Below are 18,739 nucleotides of genomic sequence, written 5' to 3' on the forward strand. Positions count from 1 at the left end.
GTTAGCCTTACTGCGTCATAAACGCTCTAACTCCTCATCCTGAGGAGCTTGCGAAGCAAGCGTCTCGAAGGATGTGGGCCACAGGGCGGGGCCTCATGGTTCGAGACGCGCTTCGCGCTCCTCACCATGAGGGTTAGTGACACACTAAGGTTAGCCCGCGATCAACGTGCGGCCTGGTCGTGCCGACGTGCGTTGTCGATCCTTGATCACGGCCTGCCCTGCGACGAACACGGAGCGAATGCCGGTGGGCGATAGCGTCGGTATCTCGAACGTCGCCTCGTCCATGATGGTGTCGTCGAACAGCACGAGGTCAGCGGTCATGCCGGGCCGCAGCAGGCCGCGATCGGCGAGGCCGAAGCGTTGCGCCGGCATTGCGGTCATCCTTCTCACCGCGTCTTCGAGTGTCAGCCATCCCGCGTCGCGGGTGAGGCGTCCGGCGACACGCGGGAAGCTGCCATAGGCGCGGGGATGTGGTTTGGTACCCGGACGCGGAATTCCGTCGGAGCCGACCATGTGAAGGCGATGGGTGAAGGCGGCGCGCAGATCGCCTTCATCGAGCTGAAACATGATAATGATGGTCTGACCGTCATCTTCCTCGATGCAGCGGGCCATGAGGTCGAAGGGCGACACGCCGAGCTCGCGCGCGGCATCGACCATGGTCTTGCCTTCGAGCGATTTGAGCCCGGGATTGGCGGTGCCGGAAATCAGCACGTTGCCCCAGCCGATGAGCACGATTTTCGATTGCGCGGCATGCGGATCGGGGTCGCCCTTTTCCACGAGCGTGCGTAACACCTCGCGCTGCACCGGATCGCGCAGCCGCGCCCGCAGCGCGCCGAGACCGCCTTCCAGCGCTGCCGGGGGCAGCAGTTGCAGCATGTAGGAGCTTCCGGCGGGATAGGGATACATGTCGAAGCTGACGTCGATGCCCTCGGCGCGCGCCGCCTCGAGCCGCGCGAGCGCCTTGGGAATCGCGCCCCAGTTCGGCTTGCCAGCCGATTGCAGATGCGACAGCAGGCCGGCGGCGCCCGACGCGCGCAGGATCGCGATGAACTCGTCGATGGATTCCAGGAGACCCGCCTCGTAACTGCGGATATGGGCGGTGAGCAGCCGGCCATGGGCGCGTACGGTTTGGGCGAGCGCACAGAGTTCTCTGATGTCGGCATAGGCGCTCGGCGGATAGACCAGGCCGAGCGAAAGGCCCGCCGCGCCCTGGGAGAGCTGCCTGGCGAGCAGCGCCTGCATGGCGGCAATCTCGCCGTCCGCGGCCGCGCGCCGCTCGAAGCCGAGCACGGCAAGGCGAATTGCGGCATGCCCAACCAGCGAGACGAGGTTGAGCGCCATGCCCGGTCGGTCCAGCGCCTGCCGATATTCGTCGAAGCTGCCGAAGACTTCGCTTGGATCGGCTTCTCCGAGCAAGCCCGAAAAATGCTGCCGCAGCATTTCGGCGGAGCCGCCGGTCGCCGGATAGAGCGAGAAGCAGCAATTCCCAACCACCACCGTGGTGACGCCTTGCAGCGCCTTTTCGGGCCGGTCCGGTTCGCGCAGGCTGATCAGGTCATCATGACAATGCGCATCGATGAAGCCCGGCGCGAGGTAGCAGCCGCGGGCGTCGACGATCTCGGCATCGTTTGCGGGCAATGCCGGGCCGATCGCGGCGATCCGGCTGTCGCTGATCCGCAAGTCCGCCTCGAACCACGGCGCGCCGGTGCCGTCGATCAGCCTGGCGCTGCGGATCAGAATGTCCCTGGTCATGCCCATTTCCTCACGGGACCGCCACCACGGCTTCCGGCACTTCCTCGGCGAGATCGGCGATCGGCTCGATCCGTCCCAGCACCACGACGTAGAAGAAGATGCCGACGACCAAGACGACGCCGGCGATCAGAAACGCGCCGGCAAAGGATTGTGTCCAGTCGACGACGATGCCGGTGACGATTGGCGCCAGCGCACCCATCATGTTGTTGGTAAAGTTGAGAATGCCCCCGACCGTTCCCGTGCCGCCCTTTGGCGCGATCAGGGAGACGATCGAGGAACCGACGGGGGACGTGGCGGAAAGGCCGGAGATCGAGATCGACAACCACAGCAGCGCCCATCCGGGCCTCACGGTGAACGCAGCGCCGATCACGGCAAGCCCCATCAGTCCGCCGACGATGATGACCATTTGCCGGACCCTGGTGCTGTCGTATCCGCGTGCGATCAGGTGATCCACCAGGAAGCCGCCGATCAGAAGATCGGCGAGGGTTGCGAAGATCCACGGGATCGTCGAATAGCCAGCCGCCGACATCAGATTCATATGCATGGTCTGGGCGAGATAGCCGGGCAGCCAGGTGAGGAAGAGATAGAAAGTGTAGCCGTAAGCGGAAAACCCGATGGTCAGCCCCCAGACCTTGCGGCGGCCGAGCAGGTAGCCGAGCATGCGGCTCTGCCCTGCGGGCGCCGGCCCTTCCGGCGTTCCGCCACCGGCGATGATGTAGGCGTGCTCGGATCTGGAGAGGTTCGGGTCCTCGCTCGGGTTCCGATAGATGATGTAATAGGCGATGAAATACGCCAGACTCAGTATTGCGGTGATGCCAAAGCCCCAGCGCCAGCCGTAGAGGAAGATGACAAAGGCGACCAGCGGCACGCCGAACACGTTGGAGAACTTGGCGGCGGAATCGAAGATCGCGGTCGAGCGCGCGCGTTCGTCGATTGGAAACCAGTGCCCGGTCGCCTTTTGGCTCGCCGGAAATGCCGGCGCCTCGGCGACTCCGAGCAACATCCGCGCGGCCACGATGCCATAAAGGCCGCTGGCGAGCGCCGTGATTGCGGATGCGACGGCCCATAAGAATGCGCTTGCGCGGCCGACCGCAGTGACGCCGAAGCGGTCGAGCGCCATGCCGCCGGGAATCTGCAGCAGCGAATAGGTCCAGAAGAAGGCGCTGCCGAGCAGCCCGATGTCGGTGGCCGTGAGGCCGAGCTCCGTGCTGAGCGCCGGTGTCGCGGCCGAGAGCCCGACCCGATCGATGTAGTTGACCAGGATACCAACGCCGAGGAGACAGCCAATCAGCCATCGTCTCCCAGGCACACGCTCGCCCGCCTTCGCCATTTCGGATCCTATCGGAAAATCGGCTTCACACTGTTGTCTTGATACTGTCGTCACGCGAAAGTCTGCAGCGGAGCGCGCCCAGAGACCTCCCTCTCAGGGTTGTCTCTTATAGTGGACAGCTATACGCTACAGCGACATGCTAGGGATCGTGACAACTTCGTGTCAAGTCCCCATGCTGCTTTTGTCCGCTAGGGGTGATCGGACAATTCGCGCGCGGTGGTGACCAGCTCGTCGAGCAGCGCGGTCTTGCGTTCCTTCGGTGAATCCGCCGGGATGACGAAGCAAAGCGTTGCGACCGCAACACCTTGTCGATCGCGGATGGGTGCGGCGAGGCACGAAGTAAAGCGGTCAGACAGTGCGGTCGTCGTGCATTTTCCATCGCGTTTCGCCCGCGCGACATCCTTGATGAAATCGTTGACGTCGAGCCTCCGCCCGTCCGGAAGCTGGAAATCCTCGCGCGGAATGAAGGCGCGAATCTCGTCGGGGCTCATATGATCGAGCAGCAGCCGACCAGAGGCCGTCCATGGCAGTGGCACCTCGACGCCGACATCCGTGGTGATGCGGAACAGGCCCGAGCCATCCTGCGTGTCGACCACCACGTATTTGTTACCGCGCAGCGCGCAGAGTTGCGCCGTCGCGTTGTGCTCGGTAGCCAGCTTCTCCAATGCTTCGCGGCAGCGGCGATGCAGCGGATTGGCATCCGCATAGGCGCGGCCATAGAGATGCACGGCCTTGCCGAAATAGATCTGGCCGCCTTCGCCGACGTTCTCCAGGATGTCCGCTTCGATCAGCCGGTTGGCGATGGCATAGACGGTCGAGCGCGGCGCGCCCATCTCCTTGGCCAGATCGCCGAGCTTGGACGGTGCGCGCAAGTGCAGCAGGGCTTCCAGCAGATCGATGGTCCGGTCGATTCCGTTCTGGCGTTCCGCGGGCGCGGCCCCCTTCTTAGATGCAGCCAATCTTTCCAGTCCCGTTTCATCCACTTCGCGATCGAGCAGATCGTATCGCATCCATCCCGGACCGAAAAGTCCGATGCGGCTTTATCGCCTCACGGCCCCAGTTTAGTTCGCGACGTTCGGGCAAGCGGCGCGCGACCACGAAGGCGTTTTGTCACCGGCCAGCGCGATCGAGCAGCGTGCGAAACGATGCTCGCGAGCGTCCGCTGCGGTCAGGCTCGCTGTCATGCGTCTTCTCGGCGTTCTCAGCCAACCAAGGCTCAAGCGCCTCCGCCTACGGCTTGTCCGGCTGCTCCGGCGTGATCTGGAGCAGCGGCCCGGGACCGATCGAGATCTGGCCTGCGAAGGGCCGGTCATGCGCGGCGATCAGGAGGACGGAAGCCGCAACGCCGGTCGCGAACAGGCTCATGGCGATTGCCGCTGCGAGACGACTGTCGCAATGGACGAGGCCGATCACCAGAAGCGCACAGGTTGCCTGCAGGTACAGGCACCACCATTTCACGGCATTCACTGCAGCCAGGCTGATGATGATCCGCTGCCGGCGCGCGTCCAGCGCCTGTTCGAGCGCGCTGATGAGCTCGCGCTGCACGGTCGCCTGCCCCGGATTTTGCGGCGCCATCGTGACGACGAGCTGCAATGCCTCGGCGAGCGCTGGCGGCGTCACTTTGAGCGAGGCTTCCCGGCGCGCCATCATCGGCCACTCCAGCGCCACTGCCTGTCCGACATAGTCGCGCACCAATCCGCGCAAGCGCGTCTCCTGCTCGGCCGGCATGCCGGCGGCGAGCAGCACGGCGCTCCTCAAGGCGCTGGCCTCGCGGCTGACGGCAGCGCTGGCGCGATCGCTGTCGCCCCAGACTTGCGCCGCGGTGAAGGCGACGAACAGGCCGAAGATGATCCCGAGCACCGGCAGCATGCCGGGCGAGATCGTCTTCAGCGATTTCGTGCGCGCCTCCGTCGCGAACAGCATGACCGCCGCGAACACGGTCATCGCGAGAAAATAGGTGAAGCCGAAAATCACCAGCACCATCCACGGCACCGGCAGGTTGTGCAGCCAGTCGCTCATTTCATCTCATCACTTGCTTGAAAGCTCTTCAGATCAACCGCATCCCGCGCAAACTTGCATGCCCGCCCCTGCCGACGATGATGTGGTCGTGCACGGCAATGCCAAGCGGTTTTGCGATCTCGATGATCGCCTTGGTCATCTGGATGTCGGCCTGCGAGGGCGAGGGATCGCCGCTCGGGTGGTTGTGGACCAGGATCAGCGCGGTCGCGGAGAGTTCGAGCGCGCGCTTGATAACCTCGCGCGGATAGACCGGGGTGTGATCGACGGTGCCGGTCTGTTGCACCTCGTCGGCGATGAGCTGGTTACGCTTGTCGAGGAATAGCAGCCGAAACTGCTCCTTGTCGGCGAACGCCATGCTGGAGCGGCAATAGTCGATCACCTCGTTCCAGGACGACAGGGCGTTGCGGCTCCTGACCTCGCCCCTGGTCACGCGGCTTGCAGCCGCCGCGATCAGCTTGAGCTGGTTGATCGCGGCCTCGCCCACACCATCGACATCGCGCAGCCGCGCCACTGGCGCATGGACGACCTCGGCGAACGAGCCGAACGTCTTGATCAGCGTCTTCGCAAGCGGTTTTGTGTCGCGCCGCGGCAGCGCCGGAAACAGCGCCATCTCCAGAAGTTCATAGTCGCTCAGCGCATCCGCGCCGGCGCTGTAAAAACGCTCGCGCAGCCGCTCGCGATGGCCGTGATAGTGCGGCTCTGGGGGCGCGGGCTTCTCGGACGGGGCGCTGGACTTGGGGGCGTTGGACTTGGGGGCGCTGGGCTTGGCGGGCATCGTGCGCGCAGCATCGCCGCGGAAGGACGCTTTTGCAACCGCCAATTGCGGAGCGGCTCACCAGCCCCGATCTAGCGGCCCGGCTTCAGCCCCGGCACGAGCGCGGCGAGCCGGTCCTTGATCTGACGGCCGAACATGGGCCTGCCTGACGGCGGCGGTCCGCCGCGCGCGCCGGGTGGAGGTGGCGGCGAGGCGGGCCCCACGGTCGCGTCCGTGCGGCGGTCGACGCCGAGCGTCAGCGTTGCCACATAGCGGTCGCGCTCCTCCTTCACCGCGCAGAAGGCGCGATGCTCCGGGTCGGAACGCTGGATCACCATGTCGTTGGCGTTGATGATCGTGCGTTGCCGCGCGCGATCCTTGTAGGTGGGAACGTTGGTGTAGATGAACTCGTTCAGCGCGTCGGGCAGGAAGGTCTGCCCGGTCAGCACGTTTTTCTCGTCGAGGAACACCTTGAAATGGATGTGCGTGGTGCGCCCGTCATACCAGCCGGGATAGATGGTATCGAACGCGACCCAGCCGGCCTCGTCGGTCACTTGCGTGCCGCGCAAAAACGTCTTGCTGGAGGCATCGATGTTGTGCGCGTCGCCCTGGCCGGGAAACGCCGAGTAGAGCCCTTGCGCGTCGCAATGCCAGATGTCGACCCGCGCGCCACGCATCACTGTGCAGGGACCTGCCTCGATCACGCGCAGCTTCAGCGTCAGCGGAATGCCGGGCTTGCCTTCGGTGATGTCCGCGCGCACCAGCCTTGGATCTGAATAGAACGGCCCTTCCTCGGCGTGCGGCGTCAGGATGCAGGCCGGCTCATCGGAAGCGGCGGGCTCGGACGCCGCCTGCGCGCGGGTTTGTAACAGGCCCGCGGCGCTGGCCGATGCAAACCCAAGGAAGCCGCGGCGCGTCGACGTGCTCACGTCATCTCTCCTGTTGCTTTGACGACAGATCGTCATCGGCGAACGGAATGGCAAGATCAGGCTTTGAAGATGTCGACAATCAGCCCGCCGGTTTCCCGGCATTTCGCGCCGGCAGCGGCACCGTGACGGCAACGACGCCCGCGACGATGAGCGCCATTCCGGCGAGCATTGACCAGGTAAAGCGCTCACCGAGCCATGCAGTGCCGAGCGCCACGGCGAAGCCCGCGCGCAGGTAACTTCCGCTGGTCGTGCCGAGCGGGCCGATCGTGTGGATCAGGCGGAAATAGATCACCATCGCAATCGCCGTGCAGACGATTGCGAGTGCGATCACCGCCGCGATCGCCTGCGCCGGCGGTGGCGCCAGCGTCCAGGAACGTTCGAGCACGGCGGCGGTGGGGAGCATGAGGATCGCGGCGCAGCTCATCGCTCCGGCCGCCGTGACGATCGCGGGAAGGTTCGAGAACCGCTGGCCCCATATCGGCGCGAGCGCGTAGCAGAAGCTCGCGCCGAGCACGGCGATCTGCGCCACTGGCGCCGCCGCGCCGATCTCAGACAGCGCATCCATGCCCATCGTCACGGTGACGCCCGCAAGGCCGAGACCGACGCCGATGATCTTCTGGCCGCTGATCGCCTGTCGTCCGCGCCCGGTCGTCAACGCGATCACCAGCACGAACATCGGCGGCGTCGCATTGAGCACGCCGGCGAGGCCACTTGCGATATGCATCTCGCCCCAACTGATCAGGGTGAACGGCGCTGCGCTTTGCAGCAGCCCTTGCACGAGGAAAGCCGCCCACACCGATCCCTGGCGGGGAAGGGCGTGTCCCTGCGCGCGAGCGATCAGGATCAGGAGGATGGCCGCGATCGTCACGCGCGCGGCGACCATCGTGAATGGCGGAATCGTGGGGATCGCCACCTTGATCAGCGTGAACGAGCTGCCCCAGATCAGTGAGAGAAGCAGCAGGAGCCCGATCTCGAATATGAGCGAGGGTTGTCCTGACGCTGCCTGTTGTGCCTGCGTGCTCATGCGATTTGCTCCGGGATCTGTCGGCACTATGATCCCGAGCGGCGGTGCAGGCTGGCTGAATTCGGACCTCATCGCCCGATCGAGTCCGATTTCAGCTACTCGGCGGGCCCTGTTGAAACTATGATTTCGTCATGGCGAAGGCCCTGGCGCATCGGCAAACGCTGCCACCGCATCTCGATTGGGAGACCTGCGATCGCGCGCGGCTGGCGCGCGCCCGCGCGTTCGACGGCCTGTTCTTTTCCGGCGTTCGCTCGACGCGCATCTACTGCCGGCCGGTCTGTCCGGTTCGCCCGGCGCGCTCCGAGAACGTCACCTTCTATGCGACCGCTGCCGCCGCCGAGCGTGCCGGCTTTCGCCCATGCCTCCGTTGCCGGCCGGAAACAGCGCCGGGTTCTCCGGCCTGGATGGGAACCGCCACCACCGTCGCGCGGGGGATGCGGCTGATCAATGACGGCTTTCTCGATCGGGCGTCGATGGCGGAGCTTGCCGAAGCCCTTGGCGTCGGGCCGCGTCATCTGCTGCGCCTGTTCATGCGCCATGCCTGCGCGAGCCCGAGCGAGATCGCGGCGACGCGGCGCGTACAGGAAGCCAAGCGCCTGATCGACCAGACGGACATGCCGTTGGCGAAGATTGCTTTCGCTGCGGGGTTCGGCAGCGTTCGGCGATTCAACGATGCCTTTGCGGCAACCTACAAGCGGCCACCATCGTCATTCCGGCGTTCACGATAGACGGTGCGACGGTCGCGACGCATCAGCCGATCTGCTTCTCGCCGTGCCGCTCCGACAGCGTGAAGATCTCGACGCCCGTGGCGGTCACGCCGACGGAGTGCTCGAACTGCGCCGACAGCGAACGGTCGCGGGTCACCGCGGTCCAGCCGTCGGAGAGAATCTTCACATGCGGCTTGCCGAGATTGATCATCGGTTCGATGGTGAAGAACATGCCGGGCTTGAGCTGCACGCCTTCGCCGGGCCGGCCGATATGGATGATGTTCGGCTCGTCGTGGAACATGCGCCCCAGGCCGTGGCCGCAGAAATCGCGCACCACGCTCATGCCCTGCGGCTCGACGAAGCTCTGGATGGCGTGACCGATATCGCCGGTAGTGGCGCCGGGCTTTACGGCGGCGATGCCGCGCATCATCGCTTCATAGGTCACTTCGATCAGCCGCTCGGCTTTGCGCGCAATCGGGCCGATCGCATACATCCGGCTGGAGTCGCCGTACCAACCATCAACGATGAAGGTGACGTCGATGTTGACGATGTCGCCTTCCTTCAGCGGCCGGTCGCCGGGCATGCCGTGGCAGACCACGTGGTTGAGCGAGGTGCAGGTCGAATAGCGATAGCCGCGATACATCAGCGTCGCCGGATAGGCACCGTTGCTGAAGGCGAATTCGCGGACGAACTCGTCGATGCGCGAGGTCGGCACGCCCGGGCCGACGATGTCGGTCAGCTCGTCGAGACACTTGGCCACCAGCGCGCCTGCTTTGCGCATGCCGATGAACGCGTTCGGGCCATGCAGCTTGATCTGTCCGGTCTTGCGCAAGGAAGTATCGGTGGCTTCGACGTAGCTCATGAGGGTCGCGGTCTTTTCAGCGGAAGCGTTTGATTTCTGGCCTCAATTTAATGATCGCGGGCCGTCATGCAAGCTGCGCGGAGCCGCCCGGGGCAAAAACCGTCTCAACTCGGGACTTCTACCGTGGTTTCGGCCGGCAGCGCGCCGCCACGGACGCGGATTTCGCGCACGGGGTAGGGAACCCGGATGCCCTCGCGCTTGAAGGCATCCCACAGTGCCAGCATCACGTCGCTCTTGACGTTGTCCATGCCGTCAGGGTCCGCGATCCAGAAAGTCAGCGAGAACTTCATCCCGGCCTCCGCGAATTCGGTCAGGATGCAGTTCGCCGGCTTGCCCTTCTGCGCCCGCGGGTGGGCTGCGGCCGTATCGGCGGCGAGCTTGCAGACGAGCCGCGGATCGGCGTCGTAATTGGTACCGAAGGCGATCTTCACCAGCGTGTTCTTGTCGGTGTAGGTCCAGTTGACGACCTTTTGCGTCACCAGATCCTCGTTCGGCACCAGGAATTCGCGGCCGTCGCCGGCGGCGACGGAAATGTAGCGCGTCTTCATCGCGCTGATGCGCCCGGTATTGTCGCCGATGGTGACGAGGTCGCCGGGCTTCACCGACTTGTCCGCGAGCAAGATGATACCGGAGATGAAGTTCGCGACGATCTTCTGGAGGCCGATACCGATACCGACGCCGACAGCGCCGGAGAACACCGCGAGCGCCGAGAGGTTGATGCCGACGGCGTCGAGCGCGATGACGACGGCCACCGTCAAAAGACCGATGCGGATGATCTTGATCAGCAGCACCTGGACCGACGGCGTCAGGTCGGTCGTCGAGTTGATCCGGCTCTCGGCGAAATTGCTGGCGATATTGGTGAGCCAGAGCGCGACGATCAGGAGCGCGCCGGCCTTGATCAGCAAAAGCGGTGTCAGCCGCAATCCACCGAGCATGATACCGAAGGAATCGAGCAGATCGACCGTCGCGTCCAACTGGCCGATGATGGAGAGAGCGGCGACGAACCACGCCGTGACCGACACCAGCTTGACGATGAAGGCGTTGCGCAGCACCGAGGTGAGGAGACGGATGACGAGCCAGGCAAGGCCGAGCTTTGCAGCGACCATCAGGAGATAGCTGCGGCTCGGCCAGGTCGCATGGTACATCACCACGCGCTCGACGATGATCAGGAAGGTGAATACCGCCGTGGAGGCGCTGCCGATCAGCACGCGGATGAAGTGGCGAAGCGGCAGCGGCCAGCGCATCGCCAGCGAGGTCATGTCGATGCGGTTGCGGATGGCGGCCTCGGAGGCATAGGCGATCCCGGCCGCGGCCAGCATCAGGCCGAATTGCAGGTAGAACCAGGGCGAAGTGATCTCGGCGCCGACGCTGCGCGCCGTCGTCTGCAAGAACTCCATGAGGTCTTTGAGGTCCATGTCTATGGCGAAATTTCGTTGGCGGCGGATCGGGCGGATTTGATTCGGGACAGCGGCAGAATCCCACAAAGGGCGCGGCCGGGCCATCGATACACCGGCACGTGATGCGAGTTAAGGCCGTAAAATGCGGGCAGATTGCCGCGAGCGGCAGAAATGGGTTGGCGGGCAAGTGTGGCGACGATAAGGATGCTGGTACAGGGATTGCCGGTCTTCGCCTCGTCCCGCTTGCGGGGAGAGGCCGGATCGCATCGCCAGATGCGATCCGGGTGAGGGGACTCTCCACAAGTCCGACCGTCACCGTCCTCGCGGAGACTCCCCCTCACCCACCCTCTCCGGGCAAGCTATGCTTGTCCCGGCCGCGCAAGCGGGGCGAGGGAGTGCACGGCCGGCGATGCCCTGAACGGAATCTCGTCGGCTCTTTGGAGTGACCAGCAGCACCACATGGCGTCCCTCGACTCGGTCAGCATCGCGATCCTGCTCGGCGCCGTCCTGGTGATGGCGGGCATCCTGTCGAGCCTGCTTGCGTTGCGTTTCGGCGCGCCCCTGCTGCTGGTCTTCCTCGGCATTGGCATGCTGGCCGGCGATTCCGGCCCCGGGCAATTGCAGTTCAACGACGTGCGGACGACCTATCTGGTCGGCTCGGTGGCGCTGGCGCTGATCCTGTTCGACGGCGGCCTGCGCACGCGCTTCCAGAGCATCCGCGCAGTTCTGGCACCGTCCGTGGTGCTCGCGACCGTCGGCGTGCTCCTGACCGCGCTGATCACGGCGCCGTTTGCAAAATATGCGCTCGACCTCAACTGGGCGGAGTCGCTGCTGGTCGGCGCCGTCGTCGCCTCGACCGATGCAGCGGCGGTGTTCCTGCTGGTGCATACGCAGGGCCTGCGCCTGCGTCCGCGCGTCGGCGCGACGCTGGAGGCCGAATCCGGCACCAACGACCCCTTCGCGATCTTCCTCACCTTGATGCTGGTCGAATACATCTCGCTGGGGTCGAGCACGCCGGGCCACGTCGTCATGGAGTTCATCCAGGAGGCCGTTCTGGGTGCGATCGTCGGCGTGATCGGCGGCCGGCTGGTGGTGATCGCGCTCAACCAGGTAGCGCTGCCGCAGGGGCTGCACGCGCCGTTCGTGACGACGGCGGCCCTCGTCATCTTCGGTGGCTCGCAGATCATGCACGCCTCGGGGTTTCTCGCGGTCTATCTCGCCGGCATCATCATCGGCAACCGGCCGACCCGCGCGCATAATTCGGTGGTGACGTTTCTGGACGCCGCGACCTGGCTCGCGCAGATCGTGATGTTCGTGCTGCTCGGCCTGCTGGTCTCGCCGCAGCGGCTCGGCTCCAGCGCCGTGCCCGCGATCGGCGTCGCGTTGGTCCTGATGCTGATCGCGCGGCCGCTCGCCGTGTTCCTCTGCCTTGCGCCGTTCCGCTTCAACTGGCGCGAAAAGGTCTTCATCGCCTGGACGGGCTTGCGCGGCGCGGTCGCGATCTTCCTGGCCTCGATCCCGATGCTGGTCGGGTTGTCGAAGGCCTATCTCTATTTCGACGTCGCCTTCGTGGTCGTCATCATCTCGCTGCTCTTGCAAGGCTGGACGCTGGCGCCCGCGGCGCGCAGGCTGCATGTCGCGCTGCCGCGCAGCGAGCGCGGTCCGCGCCGTGTCGAGCTCGACCTGCCCGGCCAGCTCGAGCAGCAGCTCGTCGGCTATGCCGTGCGGCCCAAGAGCCTGTATTTCCGCCGTGGCCTGATCCCGTCCTGGTCCAAGCCGACGCTGGTGATTCGCAACGAGAACATTTTAACGCCCATGGAAGCCGACCCGATCGCGCCGGGCGACTACATCTATCTGCTGGCGCCGCCGGAAAAGGCCGAGTCGCTCGACCGCTTCTTCGTCGATATGCAGCCGAGCACCGCACCCGACCCGCATCTGCTCGGCGACTTCATGGTCTCCGGCGAGCACACGCTGGCCGAGCTTGCCGGGATCTACGGCGTCAAGGTGAGCGAGGACGAGGGCAAGCTGACGCTCGCCGATTATTTCGACGTCCATCTCGACCGCGCGCCAAAGGAAGGCGCCGAGCTCGCGCTGGACGAGATCGTTCTGGTCGCCCGTTCGATCTCCGGCGGCCGCGTCAACGTCGTCGGCCTGCGGCTGCCCGAGGACGAGGAGAAGGCGGAGCCGCAGACGCGGATGAAGGCGCTACGCCGTAAGCTCGCGGATTTATGGACTTCGGTGGCGGGGATTTAGCTCCATCCGATCGAGGTGGGAACCGCCGCCAAACCGCCGTGACTTGCCGCATATTCGCGCACGGATCGTGATCGGAACCCGGAACGCTCGCCTGTGCCCCCAGTTAGCCGCGTGGCAACATAACAGGAGTGGTTCCATGCGAAAGTTCATCCTGCCCCTCGTGGTGGCGCTTGGTGTTGGATCGGCAGCGCCTGCCATGGCCTTTGATTCCGGCGACCAGATCTCGATGGAGGCCGCGCTCGATATTGCCACCGGCCTCGGCATTCGAACCGTGTCGCATACCCAGTTCCTCGGGGATGAATGGGAGATCGAAGGCCGTGACCGCGCCGACCGCTGGATGAAAGTCTATGTCGACGCCAGCACCGGCGACGTGCGCAACGTCGAGCGCGGGTGGTAGCCGCATCTCACGTCAGCACCTTCACCCCGCCGGACGACGTCACGCGGCCCTGGCGCAGCATGACGATCTGGGTGGCGAGCTGGCGCAGCTCGGCTGCGTCGTGGCTGACATAGACCATGGGGACATTGGCCTCGTCGCGCAGCCGTACCAGGTAGGGCAGGATCTCGAGCTTGCGGCCTTCGTCCAGCGCGCCGAGCGGCTCATCCAACAACAGCAGCCGCGGCTTGGACAACAGCGCACGTCCGAGCGCGACGCGCTGGCGTTCGCCGCCGGACAGCTTTCCGGGCCGACGGCCGAGCAGGGCGCCGATGTCGAGCAGATCGACAATGCGGTTCTCCTGCGCCGGATCATGCGCGAGGCGGTTCATCCGCCGGCCATAGTCGAGGTTCTGCGCGACATTCAGATGCGGAAACAGCCGCGCATCCTGAAACACGTAGCCGATGCGTCGGCGGTAAGCCGGGACATGGATGCCGGCCGCGGTGTCGTCGACGACGTCGCCGTCGATGACGATGCTGCCACGGTCCGGTCGCAACAGGCCTGCGATCATGTTGACCAGCGAGGTCTTGCCGGCACCGGATGCGCCGAACAGGCCGGTGACGCGGCCCTCGCTCGCGAACGACGCGTGAAGCGAGAACTCGCCGAGCTGTTTTTCGACATCGACGCGCAGCATGGTCAGTTTCCGTGCAGCCGTGCGGTCGCGCGCCGCGCGAACCATTCGGCCGCGATCAGCGCACCGAGCGCGAGCACGATCGAGATGATCACGAGCCGTCCCGCCGCGGCGTCGCCGTCGGGCGTCTGGATCAGCGAATAGATGGCCGACGAGATCGTCTGAGTCTCGCCGGGAATGTTGGAGACGAAGGTGATGGTGGCGCCGAATTCGCCGATCGCCTTGGCAAAGCCGAGCACCATGCCGGCGAGCACGCCGGGAAGCGCGAGCGGCAGCGTGACCGTCAGGAACACCTTCCAGGGCGCAGCACCCAGCGTCTCCGCGGCCTGCTCCAGCCTGCGGTCGATCGCCTCGATCGAGAGCCGGATAGGACGCACCAGCAGCGGAAACGACATGATGCCGCAGGCGAGCGCGGCGCCGGTCCAGCGGAATGCGAAGACGATGCCGAGATGATCCGCAAGGAAGCTGCCGACGAGGCCGCGCCGGCCGAAGGTCAGGAGCAGGAGATAGCCGGTGACGACCGGCGGCAGCACCAGGGGCAGATGCACCAGCGCGTCGAGCATCGATTTGCCCCAGAAATCACGCCGCGCGAGCAGCCACGCCAGCGCGATGCCGAACGGCGTCGCCACCAGCGTCGCGATGACCGCGACCCGCAAGGAAAGCAGGATCGCGGTCCATTCGGCCGATGTGATCGCGGACATCAAGTCGCAAGCATCAAGTCGTGGGGGTGATCAGGAACTTGAAGCCGTACTTCTCGAGGATGGTCTTGGCCGTCGTCGAGCGCAGAAAGGCGAGATAGTCGTTGGCCTCGGGCTTCGCGGTCGCGGTCGCGGCGACCGGATAGATGATCGCAGGATGCGAATCGGCCGGGAAGGTGCCGACGATCTTGACACCGGGTTCGACCTTGGCGTCGGTCGAATAGACGATGCCGAGCGCGGCCTCGCCGCGTGCTACCAGCGTCAGCGCGGCGCGCACACTCTCGGCCATCGCGAATTTCGGCTCGGCCGCCTGCCAGGCCCCTAACTTCTCCAGCGCGGCCTTGGCGTATTTGCCGACGGGTACCGACTTCACATCACCGGTCGCGATCTTACCGTCGCCGGCGAGCTTTGCGAGATCGAAGCCCTGGGCGATGGTGACGTTGTTGATCTCTGAATCCTTCGGCGCGATCAGCACGATGCTGTTGCCGAGCAGGTTGACGCGGGTTGGCTCGTTGATGGTCTTTTTGGCCATCGCATAGTCCATCCAGTCGGTGTCAGCCGAAACGAACACGTCGGCGGGGGCGCCCTGCTCGATCTGCCTGGCGAGCACCGAGCTCGCGGCATAGCTGACCGTGAACTTGGCGCCGGTCTTGGCGGTGTACGCCGCGTCGATCTCGTCGAGCGCGCTCTTCATCGAGGCGGCGGCGAAGACGGTGATTATCTTGTCCTCGGCTTGAGCCGGCGCGAGGGCCGCGCCAAGGAAGATCACAAAGGCGGTGAAAAATCCGGCAATACGAAACATGGGAGCGCTCCGTCCGAGCTCGCGCGCGAAAACGCACGCGCAGATCTGGCGTTGGTGGGTCGGCCTGCGACGGACGGAAGCGCTGTTCCGCTAATCCCCGCAACGACTTACGGCCGGCAAGGATATCGCTACTCACAACATAGCAGGCGGAGGCTTTAGGTCAAAGGCGACCGTTTGTCTAAGGCCTACTCGCTCGGCAGGATCGCGATCGAGACCGAATTCTCCTTCGCACCGCTGACCTGGAGCTTGCGGATGCCATGACAGTCGGTCGCGCCGCTGAAGGCCACGGGCCTCAGGAAATGCCCGTCCTGGACCACGTCGACCCAGGCGCCTGCCGAGAGGCTGATCGTATAGACGCCGGCCTTGGGTGCGGTCCTGAAGCTCGCAAAGCCGGCAAAGGTGCCGTCCTTCGGCGCGCGCTCCGGCGGGGAGGGCAGCCTGGCTTCGCCTGGCGCGACCAGCGCCAGCGTGATGGCTGATGAGGCAACGCCGCCTGCTCGCCGCCCGAGGCGAGATTGGCACGGTCCGGCGCGGTGAGCGCGGCGCGCTCCCGCTCGATCGGCCACTTGAACTTGTCACAGCCGCTCGGCTCTTCAGCAGCCAGAGCGGAGGTCGCACCGAGCGAAAGCGCGGCGAGGACAGTGAGGATGCGCATGTCAAGTCTCATCGTTGGCCACGCAAAGGACGCGGGGCGTGCAGTCAGGTGTGTGGTCGAAGAACGGGACGCGCATCCCGACATGCCGCTTGCTTACGGCACAGCGACGAGCCGATCCTAGCGCATTCGCGTGATGCCAACCACCTTCCCAGTCATCCCGACGGCAGTGACGCTACGGCTTCGCGTCCGGCGCGCGCAGCACGGCTTTGCAGGCGGCGGGCATTTGCGCCAGCGTCATCGGTGGCTTCGGCTTGGGTGGCTCCGCCGGTGGTTTGGGATGCAGCACGGCGTCGCTGAACCAGTAGGCGAGATCGGACGGCTTGCAGCCTTCGTCCTCGGATTGCGATGGCTGGCCCTGGCATTCGCCCGCGCCCGGAGGACAGCGCATGCGGATGTGGAAGTGATAGTCGTGCCCCCACCACGGCCGGATCTTCGACAGCCAGGAGCGGTCGCCCTTGGCTTCGCGGCATAGCGCCTTCTTGATCGCGGCATTGACGAAGATGCGCTGCACCGCCGGCTCCTGTGCTGCATCGCGCAGCACCAGCACATGGCCAGGCGTGAACACCTTGGGATCGATATCGAGCCGGTCCTCGCGCACCATCATCACCGCGGACGTCTCCTCGCGCTCCTCGCGCGAGAGGCGATGGTCCGGCATCGGCGTCAGCCAGATGTCGGCATCGAGACCGATCTGGTGGCTGGCATGGCCCGACAGCGCAGGTCCGCCGCGCGGCTGGCCGATGTCGCCGACCAGGATGCCCGGCCAGCCGGCGTCCCTGTGCGCCTTGGCCGCGAGGCGCTTGATCAGCGCGATCATGTTGGGATGACCCCAGTTGCGATTGCGCGACAGCCGCATCACCTGCCAGTTCTCGCCGTTGAGCGGCATCTCCTCCGCGCCCCCGATGCAGCCCTTGACGTAGGATCCGATGACATGCGCCGGCCCCGTCGAAGGCAGCAATTTTCGTGCGAACAGCTCCCTGGCGCCGATCTTGGGATCGTTGGGATTGGCGAGCGGCGGCAGCGGTTTTGGGTTGACGCTGCCCTTGTCCTGGGCCAGCGCGCCACCGGCGTTCAGGAGGACAAGCAGAAGCAGGAGGGGGGCGAGGCGGCAGGGACTCATGCTGGCATCCCTTATAACCCAACGCCGCGTCGGGGTTAAGAATTAGGCTTGCGAGCGGACACCAGCGTTGGGCATCGCGCGATCGGCGCGGCACGCGCCGCCGGTCGCGATGATGGCGGTTGTTTGTCGCGGGTCGCGCCGCAAAGGTTCACTGCCCAAGGCCTGCTTGCGGCGGTGAAAGCCGCCCATGCGCCCACAACGAACCCGATCAGGACATGAGCGACTAATCGCGTGACGGGATCGAAAGGAGCGAGACATATGAAGGGAAGGAGATCTTGGATCAACACATCTTGGATCAGGACATCCTGGATCGGCCTGTTTGTTGCCTGCGGTATCGGCGTCTGCAGTGAAGCGGCCGCCGCGCAGCCGGCGACTCCGCTCGCGGGTTACAAGATCGAAGACAAATACACCCAGCGATCGCCGGACGGCGCGACAACGATCGAGCAATATCTGAACAAGGATACGGACGACTGGAAATGGCAGTTCTGGGCGCGCCGTCAGGACACATTCACGCTGCTTGATCCGGAGCCGGCCGGCTATCCCGCGGACTTCATCTTCACCAACGATCTGAAATGGATCGTTCGCTTGCAAAAGACTGGCTCGGGCGAGTTGTCGCTCTATCTGTACCGCCTCGCTCCGCATGGCTACGTTCCCGCGAGCAAGAAGCCGCTCGGCGACCTGGCGTGGGCCTATCTGAAGACTCGTCCGGATTGGCAAAAGATCAAGAAGGAGCCGGAGTATCACATATCGGCGAATCTGGTGAAGGGAATTGAAGAGAACTATCGCTGGCTCGGCGCCGATTGGCCGGCGAACCGCTATATTCTGATCAGTCTGTCGGGGGATGCCGACGTCAAGGACCACAAGCCCATGCAGACCAGCGTCGTGCACAACTGGAGCTGCAGATATGATCTGCAGACCGGCAAGTTCGACGTGCCGGCACTGCTTTCGGACCACAATGCGAAAGCTGTTTTGCCCCTGTCGCCGGGTGCTGATTAGAGTTCGTCCCCACAGCTCTTTCAAAGTCGTAGGCCACGGCGCCGACGATGGCCTCTCTTAACGCCGCAATAACCGTATGTTGGATTGATCAAAATTCGTGCGATGACGTCGGGAATAGTCGTGCCCTGTATGCAAACGGACACGGCTTCGGAATCGATTCATAGGGAGGGCGCATTTTTGCGCAACCCCTCCTTCCGATAACGACCACCGCATTCGTCTGTCGCGACGCTCAAGGCGCAGCCGCCTTGCAACTGGGCACGAAAAGTACAATCCGTGCGGTTGCTGAGTGGCGCGTTCGGCCGCCGGCGCGCCCAAGATTACTTTTTCTTCAGACACATTGGCGCACAGCTTGCGACTGCTGGGCGCGGGTACGACGTGGC

17 protein-coding genes and 1 pseudogene are annotated in these 18,739 nt (G+C 64.8%); 4 read left to right on the forward strand and 14 right to left on the reverse strand.

Annotation, left to right across the window (positions count from 1 at the left end; genetic code table 11):
- Positions 1-150 precede the first annotated feature (150 nt).
- From QA640_RS03430 to QA640_RS03460, 7 genes are all read right to left on the reverse strand, one after another.
- A complete protein-coding gene (locus QA640_RS03430; protein ID WP_283039373.1) occupies positions 151-1,752 on the reverse strand; it encodes a D-aminoacylase in 1,602 nt (533 codons plus the stop codon).
- Positions 1,753-1,762: 10 nt separating this feature from the next.
- The gene (locus QA640_RS03435) at positions 1,763-3,082 is read right to left on the reverse strand and encodes an MFS transporter (RefSeq protein WP_283039374.1); all 1,320 of its coding nucleotides are present in this window, start codon (positions 3,080-3,082) and stop codon (positions 1,763-1,765) included.
- Positions 3,083-3,270: 188 nt separating this feature from the next.
- On the reverse strand, positions 3,271-4,092 hold the full coding sequence (locus QA640_RS03440) for an IclR family transcriptional regulator (protein WP_283039375.1): 822 nt from the start codon (positions 4,090-4,092) through the stop codon (positions 3,271-3,273).
- Between the two features lie 220 nt (positions 4,093-4,312).
- Positions 4,313-5,101 carry a DUF4239 domain-containing protein gene (locus QA640_RS03445; protein WP_283039376.1) on the reverse strand — a complete coding sequence of 263 codons (789 nt, stop codon included), beginning with the start codon at positions 5,099-5,101 and terminating at the stop codon, positions 4,313-4,315.
- Positions 5,102-5,129: 28 nt separating this feature from the next.
- Entirely contained in the window at positions 5,130-5,876 is a 747-nt protein-coding gene (gene radC, locus QA640_RS03450) for a DNA repair protein RadC (RefSeq protein WP_283043107.1), read from the reverse strand.
- Positions 5,877-5,947: 71 nt separating this feature from the next.
- Complete coding sequence (locus QA640_RS03455) at positions 5,948-6,784, reverse strand: intradiol ring-cleavage dioxygenase (RefSeq protein ID WP_283039377.1); 837 nt, start codon at positions 6,782-6,784, stop codon at positions 5,948-5,950.
- Between the two features lie 79 nt (positions 6,785-6,863).
- Entirely contained in the window at positions 6,864-7,808 is a 945-nt protein-coding gene (locus QA640_RS03460; protein ID WP_283039378.1) for an EamA family transporter, read from the reverse strand.
- A gap of 131 nt (positions 7,809-7,939) precedes the next feature.
- Between QA640_RS03460 and QA640_RS03465 the strand changes: the two genes are divergently transcribed.
- The gene (locus tag QA640_RS03465; protein WP_283039379.1) at positions 7,940-8,536 is read left to right on the forward strand and encodes an Ada metal-binding domain-containing protein; all 597 of its coding nucleotides are present in this window, start codon (positions 7,940-7,942) and stop codon (positions 8,534-8,536) included.
- A gap of 22 nt (positions 8,537-8,558) precedes the next feature.
- Here QA640_RS03465 and map read toward each other — a convergent pair whose 3' ends face one another.
- Together map and QA640_RS03475 are read right to left on the reverse strand one after the other, a co-directional pair.
- The gene (gene map / locus QA640_RS03470; protein ID WP_283039380.1) at positions 8,559-9,377 is read right to left on the reverse strand and encodes a type I methionyl aminopeptidase; all 819 of its coding nucleotides are present in this window, start codon (positions 9,375-9,377) and stop codon (positions 8,559-8,561) included.
- 104 nt (positions 9,378-9,481) lie between these two features.
- A complete protein-coding gene (locus QA640_RS03475) occupies positions 9,482-10,792 on the reverse strand; it encodes a mechanosensitive ion channel domain-containing protein (RefSeq protein WP_283039381.1) in 1,311 nt (436 codons plus the stop codon).
- A 441-nt stretch (positions 10,793-11,233) separates the two neighbouring features.
- Here QA640_RS03475 and QA640_RS03480 point away from each other — a divergent pair, with 441 nt between their 5' ends.
- The gene (locus QA640_RS03480; protein WP_283039382.1) at positions 11,234-13,027 is read left to right on the forward strand and encodes a potassium/proton antiporter; all 1,794 of its coding nucleotides are present in this window, start codon (positions 11,234-11,236) and stop codon (positions 13,025-13,027) included.
- A 136-nt stretch (positions 13,028-13,163) separates the two neighbouring features.
- Positions 13,164-13,424: a PepSY domain-containing protein gene (locus tag QA640_RS03485; RefSeq protein ID WP_283039383.1), complete on the forward strand. Its 261-nt coding sequence runs from the start codon at positions 13,164-13,166 to the stop codon at positions 13,422-13,424.
- A gap of 7 nt (positions 13,425-13,431) precedes the next feature.
- Here the strand turns inward: QA640_RS03485 and modC are convergent, their stop codons facing one another.
- From modC to mepA, 5 genes and pseudogenes are all read right to left on the reverse strand, one after another.
- Entirely contained in the window at positions 13,432-14,094 is a 663-nt protein-coding gene (modC, locus tag QA640_RS03490; protein WP_283039384.1) for a molybdenum ABC transporter ATP-binding protein, read from the reverse strand.
- 2 nt (positions 14,095-14,096) lie between these two features.
- Positions 14,097-14,792: a molybdate ABC transporter permease subunit gene (gene modB / locus QA640_RS03495; RefSeq protein ID WP_283039385.1), complete on the reverse strand. Its 696-nt coding sequence runs from the start codon at positions 14,790-14,792 to the stop codon at positions 14,097-14,099.
- Positions 14,793-14,805: 13 nt separating this feature from the next.
- Positions 14,806-15,591 (reverse strand): molybdate ABC transporter substrate-binding protein, encoded by a 786-nt coding sequence (gene modA, locus QA640_RS03500; RefSeq protein WP_283039386.1) that lies wholly within the window; start codon positions 15,589-15,591, stop codon positions 14,806-14,808.
- 185 nt (positions 15,592-15,776) lie between these two features.
- A pseudogene (locus QA640_RS03505) lies at positions 15,777-16,246 on the reverse strand (hypothetical protein).
- A gap of 172 nt (positions 16,247-16,418) precedes the next feature.
- A complete protein-coding gene (gene mepA, locus QA640_RS03510) occupies positions 16,419-17,363 on the reverse strand; it encodes a penicillin-insensitive murein endopeptidase (RefSeq protein ID WP_283039387.1) in 945 nt (314 codons plus the stop codon).
- Positions 17,364-17,621: 258 nt separating this feature from the next.
- Here mepA and QA640_RS03515 point away from each other — a divergent pair, with 258 nt between their 5' ends.
- Positions 17,622-18,359, forward strand: a complete 738-nt coding sequence (locus tag QA640_RS03515) for a hypothetical protein (RefSeq protein ID WP_283039388.1) — start codon at positions 17,622-17,624, stop codon at positions 18,357-18,359.
- Positions 18,360-18,739 lie beyond the last annotated feature (380 nt).

Origin of the sequence: Bradyrhizobium sp. CB82, from assembly GCF_029714405.1 — a bacterium.
Lineage (GTDB): Bacteria > Pseudomonadota > Alphaproteobacteria > Rhizobiales > Xanthobacteraceae > Bradyrhizobium.